This window comes from Pauljensenia sp. 27098_8_83 (genome assembly GCF_041432695.1).
In the GTDB taxonomy this organism is placed as follows: domain Bacteria; phylum Actinomycetota; class Actinomycetes; order Actinomycetales; family Actinomycetaceae; genus Pauljensenia.
Window position 1 is genome coordinate 1 of record NZ_JAPWAD010000029.1, and the last position, 20,469, is coordinate 20,469.

General features: G+C 68.6%; 20 protein-coding genes and 1 tRNA gene. 13 read left to right on the forward strand and 8 right to left on the reverse strand.

Annotation, left to right across the window (positions count from 1 at the left end; all coding sequences use genetic code 11):
* Nucleotides 1–203: 203 nt before the first annotated feature.
* A tRNA-Gly gene (locus O3656_RS09410) sits at nt 204–274 on the reverse strand.
* Between the two features lie 353 nt (nt 275–627).
* Here O3656_RS09410 and O3656_RS09415 point away from each other — a divergent pair.
* The 3 genes from O3656_RS09415 to trxA all read left to right on the forward strand — a co-directional run bounded on the left by O3656_RS09415 (nt 628) and on the right by trxA (nt 2,332).
* Complete coding sequence (locus O3656_RS09415; protein ID WP_500063767.1) at nt 628–1,047, forward strand: NUDIX domain-containing protein; 420 nt, start codon at nt 628–630, stop codon at nt 1,045–1,047.
* Nucleotides 1,048–1,231: 184 nt separating this feature from the next.
* Nucleotides 1,232–1,870, forward strand: a complete 639-nt coding sequence (locus tag O3656_RS09420) for a TetR/AcrR family transcriptional regulator (protein WP_500063768.1) — start codon at nt 1,232–1,234, stop codon at nt 1,868–1,870.
* A 96-nt stretch (nt 1,871–1,966) separates the two neighbouring features.
* Nucleotides 1,967–2,332, forward strand: a complete 366-nt coding sequence (trxA, locus tag O3656_RS09425; RefSeq protein WP_500063769.1) for a thioredoxin — start codon at nt 1,967–1,969, stop codon at nt 2,330–2,332.
* 165 nt (nt 2,333–2,497) lie between these two features.
* Here the strand turns inward: trxA and O3656_RS09430 are convergent, their stop codons facing one another.
* The gene (locus tag O3656_RS09430) at nt 2,498–3,109 is read right to left on the reverse strand and encodes a GNAT family N-acetyltransferase (protein WP_500063771.1); all 612 of its coding nucleotides are present in this window, start codon (nt 3,107–3,109) and stop codon (nt 2,498–2,500) included.
* A gap of 161 nt (nt 3,110–3,270) precedes the next feature.
* Between O3656_RS09430 and O3656_RS09435 the strand changes: the two genes are divergently transcribed.
* From O3656_RS09435 to O3656_RS09445, 3 genes are read left to right on the forward strand one after another with little or no spacing between them, the layout of a single operon-like run.
* Complete coding sequence (locus tag O3656_RS09435) at nt 3,271–4,356, forward strand: efflux RND transporter periplasmic adaptor subunit (protein WP_500063773.1); 1,086 nt, start codon at nt 3,271–3,273, stop codon at nt 4,354–4,356.
* Entirely contained in the window at nt 4,353–5,240 is an 888-nt protein-coding gene (locus O3656_RS09440; protein ID WP_500063774.1) for an ABC transporter ATP-binding protein, read from the forward strand. The genes O3656_RS09435 and O3656_RS09440 overlap by 4 nt, the downstream gene beginning before the upstream one ends.
* A complete protein-coding gene (locus tag O3656_RS09445; protein WP_500063775.1) occupies nt 5,237–6,577 on the forward strand; it encodes an ABC transporter permease in 1,341 nt (446 codons plus the stop codon). Before O3656_RS09440 ends, O3656_RS09445 begins: the two co-directional genes overlap by 4 nt.
* Before the next feature lie 76 nt (nt 6,578–6,653).
* On the opposite strand, the gene O3656_RS09450 is transcribed toward O3656_RS09445, so the two are convergent.
* The gene (locus tag O3656_RS09450) at nt 6,654–7,490 is read right to left on the reverse strand and encodes an HhH-GPD family protein (RefSeq protein WP_500063799.1); all 837 of its coding nucleotides are present in this window, start codon (nt 7,488–7,490) and stop codon (nt 6,654–6,656) included.
* Between the two features lie 256 nt (nt 7,491–7,746).
* Here O3656_RS09450 and O3656_RS09455 point away from each other — a divergent pair, with 256 nt between their 5' ends.
* The 5 genes from O3656_RS09455 to O3656_RS09475 all read left to right on the forward strand — a co-directional run bounded on the left by O3656_RS09455 (nt 7,747) and on the right by O3656_RS09475 (nt 11,580).
* The gene (locus O3656_RS09455) at nt 7,747–8,073 is read left to right on the forward strand and encodes a TM2 domain-containing protein (RefSeq protein WP_500063776.1); all 327 of its coding nucleotides are present in this window, start codon (nt 7,747–7,749) and stop codon (nt 8,071–8,073) included.
* Between the two features lie 269 nt (nt 8,074–8,342).
* Complete coding sequence (locus O3656_RS09460; RefSeq protein ID WP_500063778.1) at nt 8,343–9,044, forward strand: TM2 domain-containing protein; 702 nt, start codon at nt 8,343–8,345, stop codon at nt 9,042–9,044.
* Nucleotides 9,045–9,090: 46 nt separating this feature from the next.
* Nucleotides 9,091–9,672 carry a dCTP deaminase gene (gene dcd, locus O3656_RS09465; protein WP_500063779.1) on the forward strand — a complete coding sequence of 194 codons (582 nt, stop codon included), beginning with the start codon at nt 9,091–9,093 and terminating at the stop codon, nt 9,670–9,672.
* 48 nt (nt 9,673–9,720) lie between these two features.
* Nucleotides 9,721–11,289 (forward strand): hypothetical protein, encoded by a 1,569-nt coding sequence (locus tag O3656_RS09470; protein ID WP_500063780.1) that lies wholly within the window; start codon nt 9,721–9,723, stop codon nt 11,287–11,289.
* Nucleotides 11,290–11,367: 78 nt separating this feature from the next.
* Nucleotides 11,368–11,580 (forward strand): TOBE domain-containing protein, encoded by a 213-nt coding sequence (locus O3656_RS09475; protein WP_021611900.1) that lies wholly within the window; start codon nt 11,368–11,370, stop codon nt 11,578–11,580.
* 128 nt (nt 11,581–11,708) lie between these two features.
* Here the strand turns inward: O3656_RS09475 and O3656_RS09480 are convergent, their stop codons facing one another.
* Nucleotides 11,709–14,216: a (Fe-S)-binding protein gene (locus tag O3656_RS09480; protein ID WP_500063781.1), complete on the reverse strand. Its 2,508-nt coding sequence runs from the start codon at nt 14,214–14,216 to the stop codon at nt 11,709–11,711.
* Between the two features lie 177 nt (nt 14,217–14,393).
* Here O3656_RS09480 and purF point away from each other — a divergent pair, with 177 nt between their 5' ends.
* Together purF and purM are read left to right on the forward strand one after the other, a co-directional pair.
* Nucleotides 14,394–15,962: an amidophosphoribosyltransferase gene (gene purF / locus O3656_RS09485; RefSeq protein WP_500063783.1), complete on the forward strand. Its 1,569-nt coding sequence runs from the start codon at nt 14,394–14,396 to the stop codon at nt 15,960–15,962.
* Nucleotides 15,963–16,057: 95 nt separating this feature from the next.
* Nucleotides 16,058–17,218 (forward strand): phosphoribosylformylglycinamidine cyclo-ligase, encoded by a 1,161-nt coding sequence (gene purM, locus O3656_RS09490; protein ID WP_500063784.1) that lies wholly within the window; start codon nt 16,058–16,060, stop codon nt 17,216–17,218.
* Nucleotides 17,219–17,348: 130 nt separating this feature from the next.
* Here the strand turns inward: purM and O3656_RS09495 are convergent, their stop codons facing one another.
* The 4 genes from O3656_RS09495 to O3656_RS09510 all read right to left on the reverse strand — a co-directional run bounded on the left by O3656_RS09495 (nt 17,349) and on the right by O3656_RS09510 (nt 20,370).
* Nucleotides 17,349–17,627 carry a DUF3073 domain-containing protein gene (locus tag O3656_RS09495; protein ID WP_016460513.1) on the reverse strand — a complete coding sequence of 93 codons (279 nt, stop codon included), beginning with the start codon at nt 17,625–17,627 and terminating at the stop codon, nt 17,349–17,351.
* A gap of 234 nt (nt 17,628–17,861) precedes the next feature.
* Complete coding sequence (locus O3656_RS09500; RefSeq protein ID WP_500063785.1) at nt 17,862–18,296, reverse strand: DUF3618 domain-containing protein; 435 nt, start codon at nt 18,294–18,296, stop codon at nt 17,862–17,864.
* Nucleotides 18,293–18,745 (reverse strand): phage holin family protein, encoded by a 453-nt coding sequence (locus tag O3656_RS09505; protein WP_500063786.1) that lies wholly within the window; start codon nt 18,743–18,745, stop codon nt 18,293–18,295. The genes O3656_RS09500 and O3656_RS09505 overlap by 4 nt, the downstream gene beginning before the upstream one ends.
* A 92-nt stretch (nt 18,746–18,837) precedes the next feature.
* A complete protein-coding gene (locus O3656_RS09510) occupies nt 18,838–20,370 on the reverse strand; it encodes an ATP-binding cassette domain-containing protein (RefSeq protein WP_500063787.1) in 1,533 nt (510 codons plus the stop codon).
* Between the last annotated feature and the right edge of the window lie 99 nt (nt 20,371–20,469).

A 20,469-nucleotide genomic window follows, 5' to 3' on the forward strand; every position in this document is an offset into this window, starting at 1 on the left:
GTCGCCCGCTGGGCTGTGAGCTGGGAGAGTTTTGTACCGGTTCGACCCGCGAGGGCCGCGTGCTGGGGGAGTTTTGTACCGGGTGCGCGCCCGCAAGGCTGCGTGAGGGGCGCGAGTGGAAGGTAGAAGAGTGCGTGGCTGGCCAGGCGTGCCTGTCGGGGAGGCATGACAAAACCGCCCGGCGCGTAGCCGGGCGGTGGCGGAGCGGGCGACGGGAATCGAACCCGCCTCTGAAGCTTGGGAAGCTTCCATTCTACCGATGAACTACGCCCGCAATTCATCGTCCCGAAGGAATCGACCCGTCGATCATATCGTCACGCCGGATGACCGCGCAACTGGCGCCCGCTGGTGGTGGTTGAGGCGTGGGCAGATGAGGGGTGGTAGTGGGTGTGGGGGTGTCGATGGTGAGGGAATCAGTATCGACGGGGTCTCATCGGGGTATGGGGAGTTGTGAGCGGCGGTCGTGGCGTTCGGAATGCGGATAGCCGCGCATCTGGCGCCACTTGTCGGTTCGACAAGGAAAAGAAATAGGAGGTGCCAGGTGCGCGCCGGTGGCGTCTGCCGTCCGCATCCGGCGCGCGCCCGGGCACCCGATACACTGGGCTCGGCTGACTGATTGGAGTTCCTATGCCTCGCCCCGTGGTGGCTGCCGCGATCGTTGATTCCCTGAGCGCGCCCACGAAGTTGCTCGCCTGCTCGCGCGCCTACCCGCAGGAGCTGCGCGGCCAGTTCGAGCTGCCCGGCGGCAAGGTCGAGGACAATGAGGATCCAGTACACGCCCTCGAGCGCGAAATCGCCGAGGAGCTCGGCGCGCGCCTCACCATGGGTGAACGCGTGTGTCCCGAAGATGGCCAGTGGTGGCCGATCCTGGGCGGCCGCGTCATGGGCGTGTGGCTCGCCGAGGTCTCGGCCGCCTCTCCCGCCCCGCGCGCGGGCGCGTCGCACCTCGAGGCCCGGTGGGTGCCCCTCGCGGACCTCGCCGCGCTCCCCTGGATCGTCGCAGACTTTCCCATCGTCGAGGCCGTGGTCGCCCACTGCGCTCGCTGACGGTCCGGTGCGTGGCGTGGCGGACGACGAAAGAAAAGCGGCGATAGGTGGTCGCGCGGCTGGGGGTCAGTGCTGATTTGCGCCACGCCGTCGAAGCTGTCTCCCGCTGCGCTCGCTGAGGATGGGCAACCGGCGCGCAGCCATAATTTGACGACACTAAGGGGAAAGATGTCAGAATAAGCGCATGCCGAAGATTATTGGGGAGTCCCTTGCCTCTCACCGCGAGCTAACTCGCGCGCGCCTGTTCGAGGCCCTGGGGTCGCTCATGGGCGAGCAGTCCTTCGAGTCGATCACGATGAGCCAGATTGCGGAGCGCGCGGGTGTCGGCCGCACGGCGGTTTACAACCACTTCGCGGATAAGGAGGTGCTCCTGCTCGCCTACATGCGCGAGGTGACGGGAGAGTTTGCGCGCGTGCTGACTCAGCGCCTCGAAGCCGAGCCGGATCCCCTGATGCGCCTGCGCATTTACATTCGTTCGCACCTGCAGATGATCGGTCGCTACCACGTCAAGGCCGGCATGGGTCTGCGCCGCCACATGTCCGGTCAGGGTGCCTCGCATCTCCATGATCATGCGGGTGTTGTGGGTGAGGTCCTCATCGGCATCCTCGACGAGGCCATGGAGCGTGGGCTGATCGCTCAGCAGAATACGCTCGGCGCGGTTCACCTGATTCATGCGACGCTGCAGGGGCAGCGTCTGCCGCAGGATCCGGAGCATCGCGAGTCTGCGCTGACGCTGGTGGAGACGTTCATTTTGCGAGGCTTGGGCGCCTCGGAGAAGAACGTGCGCCACGTCACGACCGCGGATCTTCCTTCCGGGGAATAGTGGGCGCGCCGCGTCCGTTGAATAAGACAGTTCACGCGTGGGCATCAAGCCTGCGCCTCGACCACCGTCGGGTTAGCCGGCGACAACAGGAGAATCATGGCTACCGTTACTCTCACGCAGGAGAACTTCGAGCAGACCGTGTCCGCCGGCGGCATCGTGCTGGTGGATTTCTGGGCGACTTGGTGCGGCCCGTGCCGCCAGTTCGGCCCCATCTTCGAAGAGGCTTCCGAGAAGTACCCGGACATCGTGTTCGGCAAGATCGACACGGATGATCAGCAGCAGCTGGCGATGGCCGCGCAGATCACGTCGATCCCGACGCTCATGGCGTTCCGCGACGGTATCGCGGTGTTCCGCCAGTCCGGCGCTCTGCCGCTGTCCGCGCTCGAGGATCTGATTTCGCAGATCCAGAACCTGGACATGGACGACGTGCGCAAGAAGATCGCTGACTCCGAGCAGGCCTGAGCGACGCAACGTGGGGAGGGCCCCGAGGCATGATGCCTCGGGGCCCTTTCGTCTATCAGTGTGGGTGTCTGCGTTGCTCTCGCGCCAAAAACAGCCATAGACGCGCCAAAAACAGCCACCCCCGCGCCACCCACGTATCACCCGCGTGCGCCGCTGACGCGTGACTCACGCAGTGATCGCTCGCGGGAGGCGGCGCGTGATGAGTTCGTGGTCGGCGTGGTCGCCCACCATGAAGGAGTAGTCGCCGACGATTTCGAAGCCGTGGCGCGCGTAGAAGCGCTGCGCCCCGTAGTTTTCGCTCCACACACCGATCCAGAGGGTGCGCGGGCCGTCGTGCTCGAGCCAGTCTAGCGCGGTGCGCAGCAGCGCGGTCCCGCGGCCCCCACCTTGGTGTCCCTGCAGGATGTAGAGGCGCTGGACCTCGCCGTCGCCGGGCGCGACGTCGGGGTGGGGCAGGTGCGCCGGGCATGCGGTCACGTAGCCGATGGGGGCTTGTGGGACGGATGAGGTCGGGGCTTCGTCTCCGGGTTCGGGCGTGCCCGGGTGGTCGGTGGAGGAGAGCGTCGCCCCGGCCTCGTCGACTGAATCCTCGAAGAGGAGCCATGTCGCGCGCTCGGGGTCTTCGAGTTCGGCACGCAAGACGGTGGGGGAGTAGGCCTCGTCGAGGAAGGCGTCCAGGTCGGAGGGTGTGTAGAGGTGCCCGAAGGTCTGCGTGAAGCAGGTGCACGAGAGGTGGGAGAGTGCCTCGGCGTCTGCGGGCGTGGCGCGGCGGATCATGGCAGCCTTTCGTCGGTTCGATCCCCATCGTAGGGCATGGAAGCACGCTGCCCAGCCACCGGAAAGCACCCTGAGAAAACCCCGAAAAGACGGGGAAACCTTGCTGCTTGAATGAGGCGCACCTTACAATTGAGCAACGCCGTTCATCGAAGGAGACGCACGTGGCACACAAGACCCGCACCGCGCAGGTGCTCGACGTTGTCAAGGTACTGGCCTGGGTAGTTATCGCTATCTCCTTGGTGAAGTTCGCGTTCTTCCCGGCCGCCCAGGAGGACGAGGGGACCGACGGGATGGACCCGGGCGGCAGCTTCGGGCAGATGACGACCGAGGTGGGCCGCGCCGACATCACGAACACCGTGAGCGTCACGGGAACGATCCAGGCGGACGAGCCGGTCGTCGCCCGAGCGACCCTGGACGGCGCCGTCGTGCGGACCTTCGTCAACGATGGCGACAAGGTATCCAAGGGCGACTCCCTCGTCCAGATCCGCAAGGAAATCCCCGGCGAAACCCGTCAGGTGACCGACGAGGAGGGCAACGTGAGCGTTGAGACCGCCGATCCGACGTACAAGTACGAGACGGTCGTGTCCCCCGGTGACGGGACGGTGTCGACGAGTGTGCTGGTCGGCCAGCAGTTCGCGATTGGCGACACGGTTGCGACCGTTGCCCCGGCGACGTTCTCCGCGGTCGCCTCCCTGAGCGCGGACCAGATGTACCGCCTGCAGGACGCGCCCTCGACGGCGACCGTCACCATCAAGAACGGTCCCGCGCCCTTCGAATGCTCGGGTGTCAAGCTGGTGAGTCCGACCGGCAAGCAGCAGGATCCGAAGACGAACGCCGGGTCCGATAACGGGGCCTCGTCCTCGACGGACCTGAAGGCCCGCTGCGCGATCCCCGCAGATCAGACAGTGTTCGCGGGCCTGCAGGTGACCCTCGAAATGACGGCCGGCTCGGCGACGGGCGTCCTCGCGGTGCCGATTTCCGCGGTCGAGGGGCGCTACCAGTCCGGCTACGTCTACCTGCCGACCTCCGACCCCACCAAGCCTGACAAGCGCGCCGTCACCCTGGGCATTACCGACGGCAAGATGGTTGAGGTCAAGGAGGGGCTGACCCAGGGCGAGGAGATCCTCGAGTTCACCCCGACCTCGAACAAGGACAACCAGGACGACCAGGATGGTCCCTTGGGCGGTGCGGACTCCGGTCGGGCTGGCGGCGCGGGCGGCTCGAACGGCGGGGCGGGCGCGCAATGAGTCTCGTGTGCCTGCGGGACGTGACCCGCACGGTGACCCTGCCTGACGGGGAAGACCTGCACATCCTGCGCGGCGTTCACCTTGACGTCGCCGAGGGCGAGCACGTCTCCATCGTCGGCCGCTCGGGCACGGGCAAGTCCACGATGCTCAACATCATTGGCCTGTTGGATGCCCCGACCTCGGGCACGTACGAGCTGGACGGGGTGGACACGACGCGCCTGGGGGAGGGGCGTCGCGCGCGCATGCGCGGAGAAGACTTCGGCTTCGTGTTCCAGCAGTTCAACATCTTTTCGGCGCGCACGGCCGCCGAAAACGTCGAGGTGCCGCTCCTGTACGCGCCGGGCCCGCAGTTGCTGCGCAGGCGTTCGATCGCGCTCGACATGCTGGAGCGCGTAGGGCTGGCCGATCGCGCCGACTCCTACCCGGGCGAGATGAGCGGCGGCGAGCAGCAGCGCATCGCGATCGCGCGCGCCCTCGTGCGCCGCCCGCGCGTGATCCTCGCCGACGAGCCGACGGGCGCCCTCGACCCGGACACGGGCCGCGTCGTCATGGCCCTCCTCGAGGAGGTCGCACGCGAGTCCAACGCCGCGCTCATCGTCATCACGCACGACATGGCGGTGGCCGCTCGGGCCCAGCGCGCCTACGAGCTCTACGACGGTACGCTGCACGAGGTCGGGGATCCCGACGCTCTCACCCGCCGCGTGGAGGCAGGACACTCGGGCGACGAGGCCGGGGCGCGCAATGCGATACCGGAACCCCCGCCGGTGCCCGCCGACGACGAAGCTACGGGGACCGACGAGGGTGTGCGGACTGATGAGGGTACGGGGACCCACGAGGACGAGCGGGCCTCGGACCCGGCGAGGCCGGAGGAGGGGGAGCAGTGAACGCTGTCAGCCAGATTCTGGGTGCGCTCATCGAGGCGTGGGGCGAGGTCAAGGTCCAGAAGGCGCGCGTCGTCCTCTCCCTCGTGGGCGTGGTTGCGGCCGTCGCTGCGATGACGATCGTGATTGCGCTCGGCGACCTGCTCCTGCAGTCCTCGCGCGAGTTGGCGGAACTCTACGAGGGTCGCTCCGTCACCTTGCGCCTGACCCCCGAAAGCTCCTCGGCCTCGCCGGAGGGGCCATCAGCGAACGGCCCGTACCAGGACGTCTCCGGGACGGGAGCCGATGCCTCGCCGAGCGGTGAGCAGACCGCGACGCGCCCCGACGAAAAGGATACGATCGGGGAGGCCATGGCCACCCTGGCCGAGAAGACGGACATCCACTACTGGTCGCGCTTTTCCAGCGGGGGCGGAGAGATCGTCGAAGCCCGCCAGGCCAGGGCTAGTGGACAATTCCGCGGCTATCCCCTGACGAAGATCGGCGACATGGTTGACGGCGTCGCGTTCCAGGGCGTGGACCCCTCCTACGCGGTCATCTACCGCACCCGCATGCTCGCGGGACGCTGGGTCGAGAGCAGCGACGCCGACCAGCGCCTGATTCCCGTCGTCATCTCGCAGACCCTGTGGGATCAGCTCGGGCGCGCCCCCATCGACCAGGTGCCGATCGTCCTGCACACGAGTGACGGCGTGGCGATGCGCGTCGTCGGCGTCACCAAGTCGAAGAGCTCCTACGACATGCCGACCGTGTTCGCGCACTACGACGCGGCGCGCGTGTCCTTCCCGCAGATGACCTCCCCGGCCATGATCGCGTGGGTGGGAACCGAGAACGCCGACCAGGCGCGCGAGACCCTGCCCCGCTCCCTGGCCTCGATCCTCGGCGAGGGCTGGAAGGTCTCTGTCTCGGGCGGCGAGCACGAGGACATCGGCGAGGAGCAGCTGGGCACGATCTCCAACGTCATCATGGTCATCGGCGGCATCATCGTGTTCCTGGGTGCCCTCGGCCTGCTGAACGTCGCCATCGTGACCGTGCGCCAGCGGGTGCGCGAGATCGGCATCCGCCGGGCCGTCGGCGCCTCTGCGGCGCGCGTCTTCTTCGCCGTCTTCATGGAGTCCGTCGTCGCGACCTTCGTCGCCGGCGTCATCGGCGTAGGAATCGCGATCGTGGTCGTGCGATTCCTTCCCCTCGAGGCCCTCGGCGTCACGCTCAGCGACACCCCGGCCTTCCCCGCCGGCGCGGCCATCGCGGGCGTTGCCATCTCCACGAGCATCGGTGCCCTGTGCGGGATCATCCCCGCGCTCGCGGCCGTGCGCGTCAAGCCGATCGACGCGATTCGCTACTGATTCATCGACGAGGCCGTGGCACCTTCCCGGGGCCGCGCGCGGTGGGCGTGGGTGCCCCGGCCTCGTGCTGAGGGTGTTACCGGGGGAGCGTGACGCGCTTCGTGTCCTCGTCGTAGACGATCATGCCGTCTTTGAGGAGGGCGCGGTACACGCGTGAGGGCTGGTAGCGGTCGCCGCCGTCGATGCGGGCTACGTCGAGGACCCGACGCTTGGTGAGGCCTTCCTTGCCTTCGAAGTGTGCGGTACGCAGGGCTTTCATGATGCGGCCGCGCGCCTGTCGGTCGGTGCCGACGTAGGGCTGGGGCGTGGGGCGCTTCTCGTCCTTGGGGTATCCGGCGGCGGCCCACGCGCAATTCGCGTGTATCGTGCACTCGTCGCACGACGGGCTGAGCTGCGTGCAGACCAGGGCCCCGAATTCCATGAGCGACAAACTCACCTCGGCCGCGCGGTGCCCGTCTTCGGGCAATAATGCGTCGGCCCGCATTGTTTCCGCTTTTGAGGGCGTCGTGTGGGGAGGAAACTCTCGGCCGTCCAGAAATCTGACCAGCACGCGACGCACGTTCGTGTCCAGGACCGGCACGCGGATTCCGTGGCGGAAGGCGAGCAGCGCGGATGCGGTGTAGGTGCCGACGCCCGGCAGGAGGGTGAGTTCCTTCATGGTGAGTGGGATCTCGCCGTCATGCTTTTCGACGATCGCGGCCGCGCAGGCCTTGAGGCGCAGGGCGCGTGAGGGGTATCCGAGGTTTGCCCAGGCGACGATGATGTCTGCCGAGGATGCGGTGGCAAGATCGGCGGGGGTGGGCCAGCGTTCCATCCACTCAAGCCAGATTGGCTGGACCCGTGAGATGGGGGTCTGCTGGCTCATGATTTCAAAGACGAGGGTCCCCCAGTCGGAGACGCCCTGCGCGCGCATGGGCAGGTTGCGCTGATGTGCGGCGAACCAATGGGGCAGGTCGATCAGGAGTGATCGCGAGGCCTCGGCCGTCGGATTTGTGAACACCCAGTCAGTCTATGGAAGAAAGTCGCACTGCGACGAACGAAAGAAATTAACCTGTGATCCGTAACATAAAAAGGGGCGGATATTGTACAAAATGCAAATGCTTCGGTAGTCTGACCGTGTTTTTAGAAAACGCCCCTATCCCAGGGGTCATCAACACATAGGAGACAACATGTCCGCTCCTCAGCAGCCTGGTTACAACGCCCCCGTGCAGGGCAAGTCCCGCATGGTCGCTGGCCTGCTCAACCTGCTCCTCGGCGGTATCGCCGCCGGCGACTTCTACCTCGGCCACATGAAGATCGGCGCGATTCGCGTCGCCGCTCTGGTTCTCGGCTATGTCCTCATGGTTATCGGTGGCACGTCGAATAGCGGTGCCCTGCTTGGCATCGGCTACCTGATCGTCCTCCTGGTCGGCATCGCGGGCCTCGCGTGCGCCATCATGACCTTCATGGGCAAGTGGATCTACGAGAAGGACGCCAACGGCGTTCCCACCGTCTGAGCACCTGCGCTCCGCGCGTGATGCGCGCTTCAGACTACCCCGTGGGGCCCGGCTTGATGCCGGGCCCCACGCTTTTTCATTGGCGGAGCGTGCTCTCGAGGGTGAGAGTGATCGTTTGTGAGGTGAGGAACCACGGCGCTGCTTCGTGGCCTCCGGGATCAATCAGGGGTGTTTCGGGGTGGACGCGACTCCCGCACGAGGGCGTGGGCACGCTAGGCTATGTCAGTACGGCCGTTCGCGGCCCCCCACGACAACCGAAAGGCTCACCCATGACGACGCCCGACCCGCAGGCCACTCCCTTCTCCCCCGAGGATCCCGCGAAGGATGCCACCCCCGAGGTCCCCTCGGCCGACTTCTCGATTCCCGACGCTCCCGCGGTTGACGCTGCGGGCGAGATTCCCGCCCCCGAGGTTCCGGCATTCGACGCCGCCCCCGATACTGCTGCGGCCCCCGACGCGCCGTCCTTCCCCCAGGCCTCGGCCCCCTCCTTCGACGAGGCGACCGCGACGCCCGGCTCGACCACCTACGGCACCGCCTACGACGCTACCTCCGCCCAGGCGGGTCCCGAGGCCGCCGCGAATCAGGCACCCTACGGTGCACCCGAAGGTGCGCAGCCCGGATATGGTGCGCAGCCCGGATATACTCAGCAGCCCGGTTTCGAGCAGGCCGCCTACGCCGCGGGCCAGCAGGCCTACGGCCAGCCCGGTTACGCACAGCCCGCGTACGGCCAGCCCGTCGTCGGTGCGCCCAAGCAGTGGATCGTCGCCGTGCTCCTGGCGTTCTTCCTGGGTGCCCTGGGTATCCACAACTTCTACCTGGGCTACACCTCTAAGGGCATCATCCAGCTGATTCTGACGATCACGGTGATCTGTGCGCCCGTTTCAGCCATCTGGGCTTTCATCGAATTCATCATGATCCTCGCCCGCTCCGGTGACTACGCCACCGACGCTCAGGGCCAGCCCCTGCAGTGACCCCCTGAGGCTGTTGTCGCGGCGCTGAGTGTGCGACAATCGAGTCATGCTGCTCAGTGACCGCGACATCAAAGCCTCCCTGGACTCCGGGCGTATCCAGCTCGACCCGCTCGACCGGGACCTGGTCCAGCCGGCCAGCATCGACGTGCGCCTGGATCGCCTGTTCCGCCTCTTTGATAACCACCGCTACCCGGTGATCGACCCAGCGGCGGACCAGTCGGACCTCACTCACCTGGTCGACGTGGGCCCCGATCGGCCCTTCGTGCTGCACCCCGGCGAGTTCGTCCTGGGTGCCACCTACGAGCTGGTGACCCTCGGCGACGACATCGCGGCGCGCCTGGAGGGTAAGTCCTCGCTCGGCCGTCTCGGCCTGCTCACGCACTCGACGGCGGGTTTCATTGACCCCGGTTTCTCGGGCCACGTGACCCTCGAGCTGTCGAACACGGCGACGATGCCGATCCTGCTCTACCCCGGCATGAAGATCGGGCAGCTGTGCTTCTTCGACCTGTCCTCCCCGGCCGAGCACCCCTACGGCTCCAGCGGCCTCGGCTCTCATTACCAGGGCCAGCGCGGGCCGACTCCGTCGCGCACGCACGAGCGCTTCACGCGCACCCGCATCGAACGGTGATACCTGATGTCGGCTCTTCCTCCTCCACCGCCCTCTCGGCTTGAACGTATGCGCGCCGAGCGCGCCGAGCGTGCGGCTCGCGAGATGAGCTATCCGCCGGCACCGGACCCCGTCGAGCTGCCGGAGCCGCCCGCTCCCGAGCCTGCGGATCTTCAGGCGCCGCCGCTGCCGGAGCCGCCCGCGCCCACGCCCGTCATGGGGGTCCCGCAGGCGACCGCCGCCCCGCAGGCCAGCGGTGTCCACGAGGCAGGGGTCGGTATCCCCCCGGTCGCGCCCTCCCCGACTCGCACGGGTGTCATTCAGGGCGTCGCGCTGCCCGGCATGACTCCGCGCACCGAGCAGGTCACCAACAGGGACGAGGCACCGCAGGCCTCGCCGGTGAGGCGTTCCCTGAAGGAACGCATGGCGGCCACCCCTCATTCCTTCGCGGACCCGACGCCGATGAGCGCGACGGATAACCCGCTCACGCAGACGAACGTCGGGCTGGCGACGATGACCGCGACGGACGCGGCGTTCCAGATTGCCGCCGACGGTGAGGTCACGAGCGCCGAGGCGGCCGTCCCGATCGCCGCAGCCATCGAGGTGAGCGAGCCCGCAGGCGTCATCGACCTGGCGGACGCGCGCGCCCATCATCTCTTCCTCGTCTCTGAATCGGTTGACCCCGCCGAACTCGAGGCCCTCGCGATTTCCATGTGGGACGAGGCTGGGTGGATCGCCCCGGGTCGCCTCCGCCTGTCCTCCGAGGCCGAGCTGGAGGGGCCGTGGACGCTCGACCAGCCGACGCGCGCCGCGCTGGGCACGCCGGCCTCGCTGACGAATGCGTGGGTCCTGCGCTGCCCGCAGGCGCACGCCCGCCAGCAGAATAACGGCGTCATGGGCGAGTGGGACAAGGCCTTCCCCGAGGGGGTGCCCACGGGCCTGGAGTACCGCGTGCTCGAGGCGCTGCGTCGCATGGCTCGCCGTCTCGCCGGTGGCCTGCGCATCGCGGGCAGCGGCTACGTCATGGTTCCCGACGCCGATTCGGCCGTGAATCTGACGGTTTATTCGCCGCGCTGGATCAACCCTGAGGACCTGCTGTCCGCGATGCGCGAGCGCGCCGGGTTCGAACAGATGAAGGACGCGCGCGATATCGCGCCCGAGGCCCCCAAGCCCCCTCCGCTCACGCCCGCGCAGGTCGCGCAGATCGAGAAGCTCAAGGCCGAGCTGGGCCCGGTTCGCAAAGACATTGCGTCCAAGATCGCGAAGGCCCGCGAGGAGCTCGAGGCCCAGCGCGACCAGCCCCAGGTCGTCGACGGGTACGCCCTCATGAGTCCGATCGGGCACCGCTCTGACATGATGATCGAGGTCCACGCCGTGCCCACCCCGCCGCGCGTGCTGCGCTGGGAGCCGTGGACGGCCGGTGCCATCATCGAATACCAGGTGCGATGGCTGCCCACGTCCGCCCCGACGCCGGGAGCGGGGGCGATGAGCCGCACGGCGCGCCTTGAGCGCCTGCGTTCCATGCAGGATGTGGAGAAGGCCGCCGGCATGATCGCGACCCTCGTGGGCGGCAACGTCGTCGACGAGGATGGCTTCCTCGTCGGCCTCGAAGAGATCTCCACGGAGGACGAACAATAGGTCGCATCCCTAGAAGGAGCGCCGCGCGCCCGCTAGGGTAAGTATGTTTGCAAACCACTACGTATGAAAGGGCACATCATGAAGCTCTCCGCACGTAACCAGCTCCCCGGCACCGTCGTTGAGGTCTCCGAGGGCGCCGTGAACGGCATCGTCAAGATCGAGGTCGCCCCCGGCCTGGTCATCTCCTCGTCGATCACGAACGCCGCCATCGAGGAGCTCGGCCTGACCGTCGGCTCCAAGGCCGTCGCCGTCATCAAGGCCTCCAACGTCATCGTCGGCGTCGAGGACTGATTGTCCTGAGGCAAAAGGGGCGGCCCCGCAGTTTTCCTGCGGGGCCGCCCCTTTCGTGTGCGTTGTGTACGGTGCTTGGCTCGCTGCGCGGCGCGACGCGCTGTGCGTGATCGCTGCGCGGCCGTGCGCTACTGGCCGCGCTTGACGGACTCGAGCAGCATGACGGCCACGTCCCGCACCTCCGGGAGCTTCGCACCAGACGAGGCCGTGGCGGCGTCGTTGTTCGCGCCGCCCTGGTCGGCGTCGGAGGAGACGAAGCCGGCGGACGTGCCCGAGGCCGAGCCGAGCATCTGGGAGCAGAAGGGGCAGGCCGTCGCGACGACGTCCGCACCCGTGGACGCGGCCTCGACGATGCGGGCGTCCGCGATGCGGGTCCCGCGCGTCTCCTCGAACCAAGCGTGCGCGCCGCCCGCGCCGCAGCACATCGCGCGGTCGCGGTTGCGCGGCATCTCGACCAGCTCCACGTTCGGAAGGGAGCCGACGAGCTCGCGCGGCGGCTCGTAAATCTTGTTGTGGCGGCCCAGGAAGCACGCGTCGTGGTACGTGACCTTCAGGGGGGCGCCGACCGAGGGTGCCGTGTCCGAGGAGGCCGCCCCGGCCTCGTCCGTGGAGTCCGCGCCCGCGGAGGCAGGCGAGGCGGTGGGGGCCACCGGCGTGAGGAGGCCGTCGCGCACCAGGCGGTTAAGGAGCTGCGTGTGGTGGACGACGTCGAAGTGTCCGCCGAGCTCCGGGTACTCGCCCGCGATCGTGTTGAAGCAGTGCGCGCAGGAGACGACGATTTTCTGCGGCTTGGCTTCCGTGAGGGTGTCGATGGCCTGGGCGGCCAGCATCTGGAAGAGCGCCTCGTTGCCGGCGCGGCGGGCCGGGTCGCCCGTGCAGGACTCGCCCGAGCCGAGGACCGCGAAGGACACACCCGCCGTGTGCAGCAGCTCGGCGACGGCGGCGCTGGTCTTCTTCGCCGTGTCGTCGTAGGCGCCCGCGCAGCCCACCCAGAACAGGTAGTCAACCTGCGAGGCGTCCTCGATGTCCTCGCCGACGACGGGGATGTCGAAGTCCAGCTTCTTCGCCCAGTCCATGCGCTTGCGGGCGGGCTGGTTGTAGGGGTTCGCCTTGGATTCCATGCCGCGGAACGCGCGGCCCAGCTCGCGGGGGAACGCGCCTTCCATGAGGACCTGGTGGCGGCGCAGGTCGAGGATGTGGTCGATGTGTTCGATGTCGACGGGGCACTGCTCGACGCAGGCGCCGCAGTTCGTGCAGTCCCACAGGACCTCTTCGGAGACGACCTCGGGGACCAGGGGGGCAGTGACTGCGGAGACGCCCTCGGGGCCGGTCGCGCCCGACAGGGATAGGGCGGAGACCAGGTCGAAGGAGTGGGGCGAGGCCGGCACGCCCTTGTCGAGGAGGACCTCGCCGTCGCCCAGCTTCTGGTGGCCCTCCTCCTGCTCGACGATCTGCACGTTGGAGGCGGACTCCATGTGGTCGCGCAGGCCCATGATGAGCAGCTTGGGGGAGAGGGGTTTTTGCGTGTTCCACGCGGGGCACAGCTCCTGGCAGCGGCCGCACTCGGTGCACGAGTACAGGTCCAGGCGGGCCTTCCACGAGAAGTCGTCGATCGTGCCCACGCCGAGGACCGTATCCTCGGGGACGTCGTCGAAGTCGTCCTCGCTGGTCACGGGCTTGCCGTCGATGAGCATGTGGTCGGCCGGTCCCAGGGCCTTCGTGCCGTCGGCGTTTCGGCGCGTGTACAGGTTGAGGATCGCGACGAAGCGGTGCCAGGCGACGCCCATGCCCGTCTGGATGCCGACGACCGTCAGCCAGGTCATGGAGGTGAGGACCTTGAGGGCGCTGACCAGCACGATAGCGTTCGCCAGGGACGCGGCCGAGGAGGAGGCCGCGGCCGCGAAGAGCGCGCCGAGCCAGGCGGTGAGGGGGAAGTGCAGGGCGGTCGCGTGGGCCTCGAGGCCCGGCGTGACGCTGAAAATCGCGTATTCGAGGCCGCGCAGGGCCACGACGCACGCGCACACGATGAGGATGACCCACTCGACGAAGAGCGCCTGCCAGCGGGTCGAACCCAGGAAACGGGAGGCCAGGCCGCGCGGGGAGGAGTCGCGCGGGTGGGGGCGGCTCAGGGACGAGGGCGGGGTCCCCTCCGGGTCGGCCGCGGCGGCAGCGGCATCGGGGTCATCATTCGAGAGGGCCGCCTCGGCGGCGGTGCCGCGCCCGGCGCGCTGGCGCACGATCATCAGGAGGATGATGCCGGCCAGGCCGCCCCACGCGAAGACCTCGGTGAGCCACTCCCACGGCGCGAAGTGTCCGAGGAGAGGCAGCGTGAAGGTCTGGACGCGCAGCTGGGCGTACCCGGTGACCAGGGTGAAGAAGAGGATCGGGAAGGACACCATGACCAGCCAGTGGGCGGCCTTGATCCACGGGCGTCCCTTGAACTCACGGTGGGTCAGGGCTGCGGAGATGACGCCCCAGAGGCGCTTGCCCACGGGGGTCAGGCGCCCCGGGTCGGGCGTACCCGTGCAGACCGTGCGCCACATGTGTGTCAGGCCTCGCGCGAACGACAGGACGGCCACAGCGCTCACCAGCAGGGCGAGTCCCCACATGATGGCGCTCAGCGTCGGATTGGCCACGTTTCCTCCTCAAGATTGCTGCACTCCATTGTGGCATCTCGACCATGAGGAGACCGATTCTGCCTGGCAAAGCGTGCGCAATTACGCGCTGGACGCTGTGTCTGACGGGGAATGGGTGTGCCCGCCACAACGTGGATATATGCCACGAGGAGGGGAAAAGTATGGGAGAGTGAGAGCGTGCTTCCCGTCTCGCAGCCAGACATGACACTGTCCGACCAGGAACTCTTCGGAGACGATCACCCGCACGATCACTGCGGCGTCTTCGGAGTATGGGCCCCGGGCGAGGACGTTTCCCGCCTGACCTACTTCTCCCTCTATGCCCTGCAACACCGCGGCCAACAGAGCGCCGGTATTGCGACGTCGAATGGCAAACAGATCCTCGTGTACAAGGATCAGGGCCTCGTCTCGCAAGTGTTCTCCGAGCAGTCCCTCCAGGGCCTGCGCGGCCACATCGCTCTCGGCCACGTCCGCTACGCGACGACCGGCGCGGACGTGTGGCGCAACGCCCAGCCGACGCTGGGCCCCACCCCCACGGGCACCCTCGCCCTGGCCCACAACGGCAACCTCACCAACACGGTCGAGCTGCGTCAGCTGGCCTCCGAGATCGCCGACGACGGCGAGGACTTCGAACGCGGGGCATCCACTGATACCTCCCTCGTGACCGCGCTGTTGGGCATGGCCGACCGCATCCCCGGGCCGACTCCCTTCATCGCGTCCCCGTCCGTGACGCCCGGGCACACGAGCGCGGATGAGGCCGCCCCGGCCTCGTCGATGGACGACCTGGAGCCCGCGCCCCTCGTCGGCGCTGCCCTGAAGGTCCTGCCGCGCATCAAGGGCGCGTTCTCCCTGGTCTTCATGGACGAGCACACGCTGTACGCGGCGCGCGACCCGCACGGCTACCGCCCGCTTGTTCTCGGCCGCCTCGCCTCCGGGTGGGTCGTCGCCTCCGAGACCGCCGCCCTGGACCTGTGTGGCGCGACCTTCGTGCGCGAGGTCGAGCCCGGCGAGCTCATCTCGATCGACGCCTCGGGCGTGCACTCGCGCCGCTTCGCCGTGCGCCGCTCCAACACCTGCGTCTTCGAGTACGTGTACCTGGCCCGCCCCGACACGACGATCGGTGGGCGCCGCATCGTGGCCGCGCGCCACGAGATGGGTGCCGCCCTGGCGCGCGAGAACCCCATCGAGGCGGACCTCGTGATCCCCACGCCCGACTCGGGCACGCCCGCCGCGATCGGCTACGCGCAGGAGTCCGGCATCCCCTTCGCCCAGGGCCTGGTCAAGAACGCGTACGTGGGCCGAACCTTCATCCAGCCCACGCAGTCCCTGCGCCAGCTGGGCATCCGCCTCAAGCTCAACCCCCTGCGCGAGGTCATCGAAGGCAAGCGCCTCGTCGTCATCGACGACTCGATCGTGCGCGGTAACACGCAGCGCGCGCTCGTCAAGATGCTGCGCGAGGCCGGGGCCGCGGAGGTGCACGTGCGCATCTCGTCTCCGCCGGTGCTGTGGCCGTGCTTCTTCGGTATCGATTTCCCGACGCGCGCCGAGCTCATCGCCTCGTCCATGAGCGTCGAGCAGGTCCGCGACTCGATCGGTGCCGACTCCCTGGCGTACCTGTCGATCGACGGCATGGTCGCGGCCACCGGACAGGGCACATCCCTGTGCCTCGGCTGCTTCACCGGCGAATACCCGGAGACGATCCCCGCCGGGACGCCCGTGCCCGGAACCCCCGACGCCACCCCCTGCTAACCTCCACGCCCGCGGCTTACCACGCCGCGGGCGCTGTTCTCACCCCGACCACCCGACACGGCCTCGTCGAGCGCCACCTGCGAAAGGCACCACCCATGACCGACACCCCCCTGGATTACGCGACCGCCGGCGTTGACACGGCGGCGGGCGACCGCGCCGTCGAGCTGATGAAGAGCGCCGTCGCCGCCACCCACGACTCCACCGTCCTGGGCGCGACCGGCGGGTTCGCCGGCATGGTCGACGCGTCGGCGCTGCTGGGCATGGAGAAGCCGCTGCTGGCGACCTCCACGGACGGCGTCGGCACCAAGATCGCGATCGCGCAGGCCATGGACGTGCACGACACGATCGGCCAGGACCTGGTCGGCATGGTCGTCGACGACATCGTCGTGATCGGCGCGCGCCCGGTCCTCATGACCGACTACATCGCCTGCGGGCATGTCATCCCCGAGCGCATCGCCTCCATCGTCACCGGCATCGCGCGGGCCTGCGAGGCCACGGGCACGCCCCTCATCGGCGGCGAGACCGCCGAGCACCCGGGCGTCATGGAGCCCGACGACTACGACATCGCGGGCGCCGCGACCGGCGTCGTAGACGCCTCCAAGCTCCTGGGCCCCGAGCGCGTGGCCGACGGCGACGTCGTCATCGCCATGGCGTCTTCGGGCCTGCACTCCAACGGCTATTCGCTGGTGCGTTCCGTCGTCTCCCGCGTGGGCGCGTCGCTGGATTCCCACGTCGCCGAGTTCGGCCGCACCCTCGGCGAGGAACTCCTCGAGCCCACGCGCCTGTACACGCGCCTGTGCCTGGACCTGGTCGAGCGCTTCGGTGTCGGCGGCATTCACGCCTACTCGCACGTGACCGGCGGCGGCCTGGCGGCGAACCTGTCGCGCGTCCTGCCTGTCGGCGCGGTGGCGACCGTCGACCGCTCCACGTGGACCGTCCCCGCCGTGTTCGACTGGGTGCGCCGCGGCGGCGACGTCACCTGGGTTGGCATGGAGGACTCCCTGAACCTGGGCGTCGGCATGGTCGCCGTCGTCTCCGCGTCCGTGGCCTCCGAGGTCCAATCCGCGATCAACGAGGCCGGGGTGGCCGCGTGGGTCCTGGGCTCCGTCACGTCGGCCGGTGCCGACGGCACTGTGGCTGGGTTTGGGTCTGTGTCTGACCTGAGCGCTGATTCCTCCGGCGTGCGCCTCATCTCTGGCACGAAGGGCGTCCAGGCGGGCGCCGTGCTGCTGCACGGCGAGTACCGCGTCGGCTGAGCGTTGCGTGAGCGTGCGAGAGGGGTCGGGGCCTGCGGGCCCCGGCCCCTTGTCGCAGGGGCGTTAGAAATAGTGTTGTGGGCACGCCAAAGCGGCGGACCGGTTCTCGGTCCGCCGTGTGGCTGATCCGTTACTTGGTGGAGGATCCACCCGTCCAGAAGGACTCATCGAGCTGCTTCGGGTCGATGTCATCGTCTTCTGCGGGAATCTCGGCGAAGTCGGCGTATTTCGAGTAGAGGTCGTCGTCGATCGCATCGTCCTCTTCGGGCTCGTCCGCCGGCACGTGTGCCAGGTACGAGTCCTCATCCGCCAGCTCGCGCTGAAGTGCGTTTAGGTCGGTGTCGGGGCTGAAATACTTCAGCTTCCGAGCGACTTTCATCTGCTTAGCCTTTTGACGGCCGCGCCCCATGGCGTCGACCCCCTCCGCGTCGTTCGGGTCCGCGTAGAGCGGTTCCCTGGGTGTTCAAAATGTTTCGTGGGACCATCATAGCTAATGACGGGCCTTGACCTCACCTTGGATCGTGTTTTGCGCGCTCAGCTGAGCGGTGCCCGGCGCGCGAAAGCCCACGAAAACGGGGAAATGTAACCGGCGTAACCCGCGGCCGGTGTGGCCGGAGTTACGCCGGTTCGCGTCAGTTGGTGCTTACAGCGCCTCGGCCACCTCGGACGTGAGGGCTGCGAGCGTGTGTGCGGCCGCCTCGCGGGCTGCGCGGCGGGCCTCGCGACGGGAGCGACGCGACGAGCGGGTCGCCAGCAGGACGATCACGCCGATGGTGCCGATCGCGGACAGGGCGACGATGCCGACCTTTTTCAGGGCCTCGGCGTTGCCGCCGGCCGCGTCCTGCAGGGTCAGCGACGCGGACTCCTTGAAGGAAGCGAAACGGGCGCTGGCCTCGTCCTTCGCCTCCTGGGCGAGGGCGGCGGGCTGGACGCGTGCGTACAGCTGGTCGATCGTGGCGGCCAGTTCGGCGCGCTGACGCTCGAGGTCGGCAGTGATCTGCTCTTCCGTGCGGGGCTCGGTGGAGGCGTGGGTGGCCTCGCCGACGGTCACGTTGCGCGTATCGAGGTTGGTGCTCACTTGCCCAGTCCCTTCTCGATGGCTTCCTTGGTGGCGGCGACTGACGCAGCCGGATCTGGGCGGTGGGCCTGCGCGCTCTTGAGGGAGCGGGCACCCACGAGCGCGAGGATCAGGACGATCAGGAGGAGGACGCCGACGATGATCAGCGACGCCGCCCACGCGGGCAGCACGAGCGCGAGCGCGATCTCGGCGGTGTGCAGCGTCCAGCCGAGCAGGTAGAGCGCGAAGACCGCGGCGACCACAAGGAGGGCGACGCCCTTACCGCTCTTGGCTGCGAAGGTGCGCAGCTTCGCCTTGTTGAGCTCGATCTCGCCGCGAATGATCCCGGAGATCTGGCCGGTCACCGACGCGAAGAGGGCGCCGATGCTGGGGCGGGCCTCGCCGGCGGCCTGCGCGGTGTTGACGGGCGGCGGCGGGTACTGCCCGGGCTGGGGGGTGGGCTGAGTCATGGGTGCTCCTGCGCGTGCGGGTGAGCGAGGCGGTGCCTCGCCTGATACGCCTAGTCTCTCATGAAGGAGGTCGGCTCGCAGTGACCGGTCCGTTACTCCTGTGGGGCGATCGAACCGGGCAGATCGGAGAGGATCTTGCGGGCGCGCACGACCAGGTCGGAGACCTCGGGCTCGGCCATGGCCGGGTCCTCGGTGTCGACGACGGGAATGCCTCGCATCGCGGTCTCGGTGCGGGGCTCGGGCGAGGCCTGGGGCACCTGCGTTGCCTGGCTTGCCTGGGTCGCTTGGCTTGCCTGGGCGGGCGCGGTCTCCACGCGGGTGGTCGCCGCGTCGAGGGCCGCCTCGGCGGGGTCGGCTTCCTCGGGTGCGGAGGACTGCTGCGCGTTCGTGGTCTGTGCCCCGGCCTCGTCGGCGGTGCCGAGCGGGTGCCATGCGGGGGCCTGTGCGCCGGTGGGGGAGATGACCTCGTCGAAGGAGGCGGGCAGTGCCGAGGGGATCGGGCCGAGGAGGGCCTTCGGGTCCTCGGGGTTGGCCTCCAGGGAGGCGTTGATGAGCGCGACGGAGGGGCCGGGCGCGTCGAGGGCGACGCGGCCGTTTGTCAGGAGGATCGCGCGGTCGGAGGCGGCGGCGACCTCGGGGTTCGGGGTCGCGAGGACGACCGCGCAGCCCGCGTCCGCGAGGGCGCGCAGGAGGGGGCCGAGTTCCGTGCGGGCGGCGGCGGGCAGGGTGATCGGGTCTTCGACGAGGAAGACCTCCGCGCCAGAGACGATCGCGCGGGCGATGAGGGCCTTGAAGCGCTCCCACTCGGAAAGCTCGGAGGGGCGGAGCTCGACACGCTGGGCGAGGCCCGTGATCTGCAGGGCACCCACGAGGTTGTCCCAGTCGGCGACGGAACCCGTCGCCGACAGGGGGGCCAGGATGTTCTGGCGGATCGTCAGGGATTCGTCGAGCGGGGAGTCCGCGCGGATCAGTGCGACCGAGCCGATACGGCCCGCGAGGCGCGCCGCCAGCGAGCGCGAGGGCGCGGCGACGATGCGGCCCGCCTGCGGCTCCTCGAGGCCAGCGAGGATCAGGAAAAGGGCGCGGGCGCGGCGGCCCGTCGGATCCAGGATCGCGCTCAGCGAGCGCGCGCGGAAGCCCAAGTCGATGTTTGCCAGGAGGACCGCGCCCGTGACGTGGTCCGTGTACGTGATGCCCAGGCCTGCGACCTGGACGCGGCCGCCGCGGCCCTTCGCACAGAAGGAGCGGCGCGAGCGGTACCAGGGGCGCGGCTCGGCGGGCGGCAGGTGTACGGGGGCGGCGACGGCGAGGTCGTGGCCGGTGTTGGTGTTCGTTGCCGGGCTGTTGGCGGGCGTGATGAGGGGGCCGTCGGAGACGAGGGTTTCCTGCGGGTCCAGTGCGCCGTTCTCGGTGAGCGTGGCTGCTGCTTCCTGTGCGGAGGGTGCGCCGGCCTCGTCGAGGGCGCTGAGCGTCTCCTCAAACGACGGGGTGGACATCTCGGCGAGCGCGTCCGCCATCGACTGGGCGGGCGTCTGCGAGACGGCCAGGTGCTCGGCGGCGGCCGTCACGTCGGCCAGCTCCTGGCCATCCGAACCGTGCAGGTTTTCACGCGGGTCATTCGACATGCCCCCATTGTTTCAGGATCGTGCCACTTGTGTCGCCATGGCACGCGGGAGTCGGTGGGGTGATACGTTTGTGAGGTCCTGCGAGCGCTCGACGCGACC

Excerpts from the sequence above, each read along its gene's own strand:
- O3656_RS09415 (WP_500063767.1), top strand. The coding sequence starts at position 628 with ATGCCTCGCCCCGTGGTGGCTGCCGCGATCGTTGATTCCCTGAGCGCG.
- O3656_RS09420 (WP_500063768.1), top strand. The coding sequence starts at position 1,232 with ATGCCGAAGATTATTGGGGAGTCCCTTGCCTCTCACCGCGAGCTAACT.
- trxA (WP_500063769.1), top strand. The coding sequence starts at position 1,967 with ATGGCTACCGTTACTCTCACGCAGGAGAACTTCGAGCAGACCGTGTCC.
- O3656_RS09430 (WP_500063771.1), bottom strand. The coding sequence starts at position 3,109 with ATGATCCGCCGCGCCACGCCCGCAGACGCCGAGGCACTCTCCCACCTC.
- O3656_RS09440 (WP_500063774.1), top strand. The coding sequence starts at position 4,353 with ATGAGTCTCGTGTGCCTGCGGGACGTGACCCGCACGGTGACCCTGCCT.
- O3656_RS09450 (WP_500063799.1), bottom strand. The coding sequence starts at position 7,490 with ATGCGCGCGCAGGGCGTCTCCGACTGGGGGACCCTCGTCTTTGAAATC.
- O3656_RS09455 (WP_500063776.1), top strand. The coding sequence starts at position 7,747 with ATGTCCGCTCCTCAGCAGCCTGGTTACAACGCCCCCGTGCAGGGCAAG.
- O3656_RS09460 (WP_500063778.1), top strand. The coding sequence starts at position 8,343 with ATGACGACGCCCGACCCGCAGGCCACTCCCTTCTCCCCCGAGGATCCC.
- dcd (WP_500063779.1), top strand. The coding sequence starts at position 9,091 with ATGCTGCTCAGTGACCGCGACATCAAAGCCTCCCTGGACTCCGGGCGT.
- O3656_RS09470 (WP_500063780.1), top strand. The coding sequence starts at position 9,721 with ATGCGCGCCGAGCGCGCCGAGCGTGCGGCTCGCGAGATGAGCTATCCG.
- O3656_RS09475 (WP_021611900.1), top strand. The coding sequence starts at position 11,368 with ATGAAGCTCTCCGCACGTAACCAGCTCCCCGGCACCGTCGTTGAGGTC.
- purM (WP_500063784.1), top strand. The coding sequence starts at position 16,058 with ATGACCGACACCCCCCTGGATTACGCGACCGCCGGCGTTGACACGGCG.
- O3656_RS09495 (WP_016460513.1), bottom strand. The coding sequence starts at position 17,627 with ATGGGGCGCGGCCGTCAAAAGGCTAAGCAGATGAAAGTCGCTCGGAAG.
- O3656_RS09505 (WP_500063786.1), bottom strand. The coding sequence starts at position 18,745 with ATGACTCAGCCCACCCCCCAGCCCGGGCAGTACCCGCCGCCGCCCGTC.
- O3656_RS09510 (WP_500063787.1), bottom strand. The coding sequence starts at position 20,370 with ATGTCGAATGACCCGCGTGAAAACCTGCACGGTTCGGATGGCCAGGAG.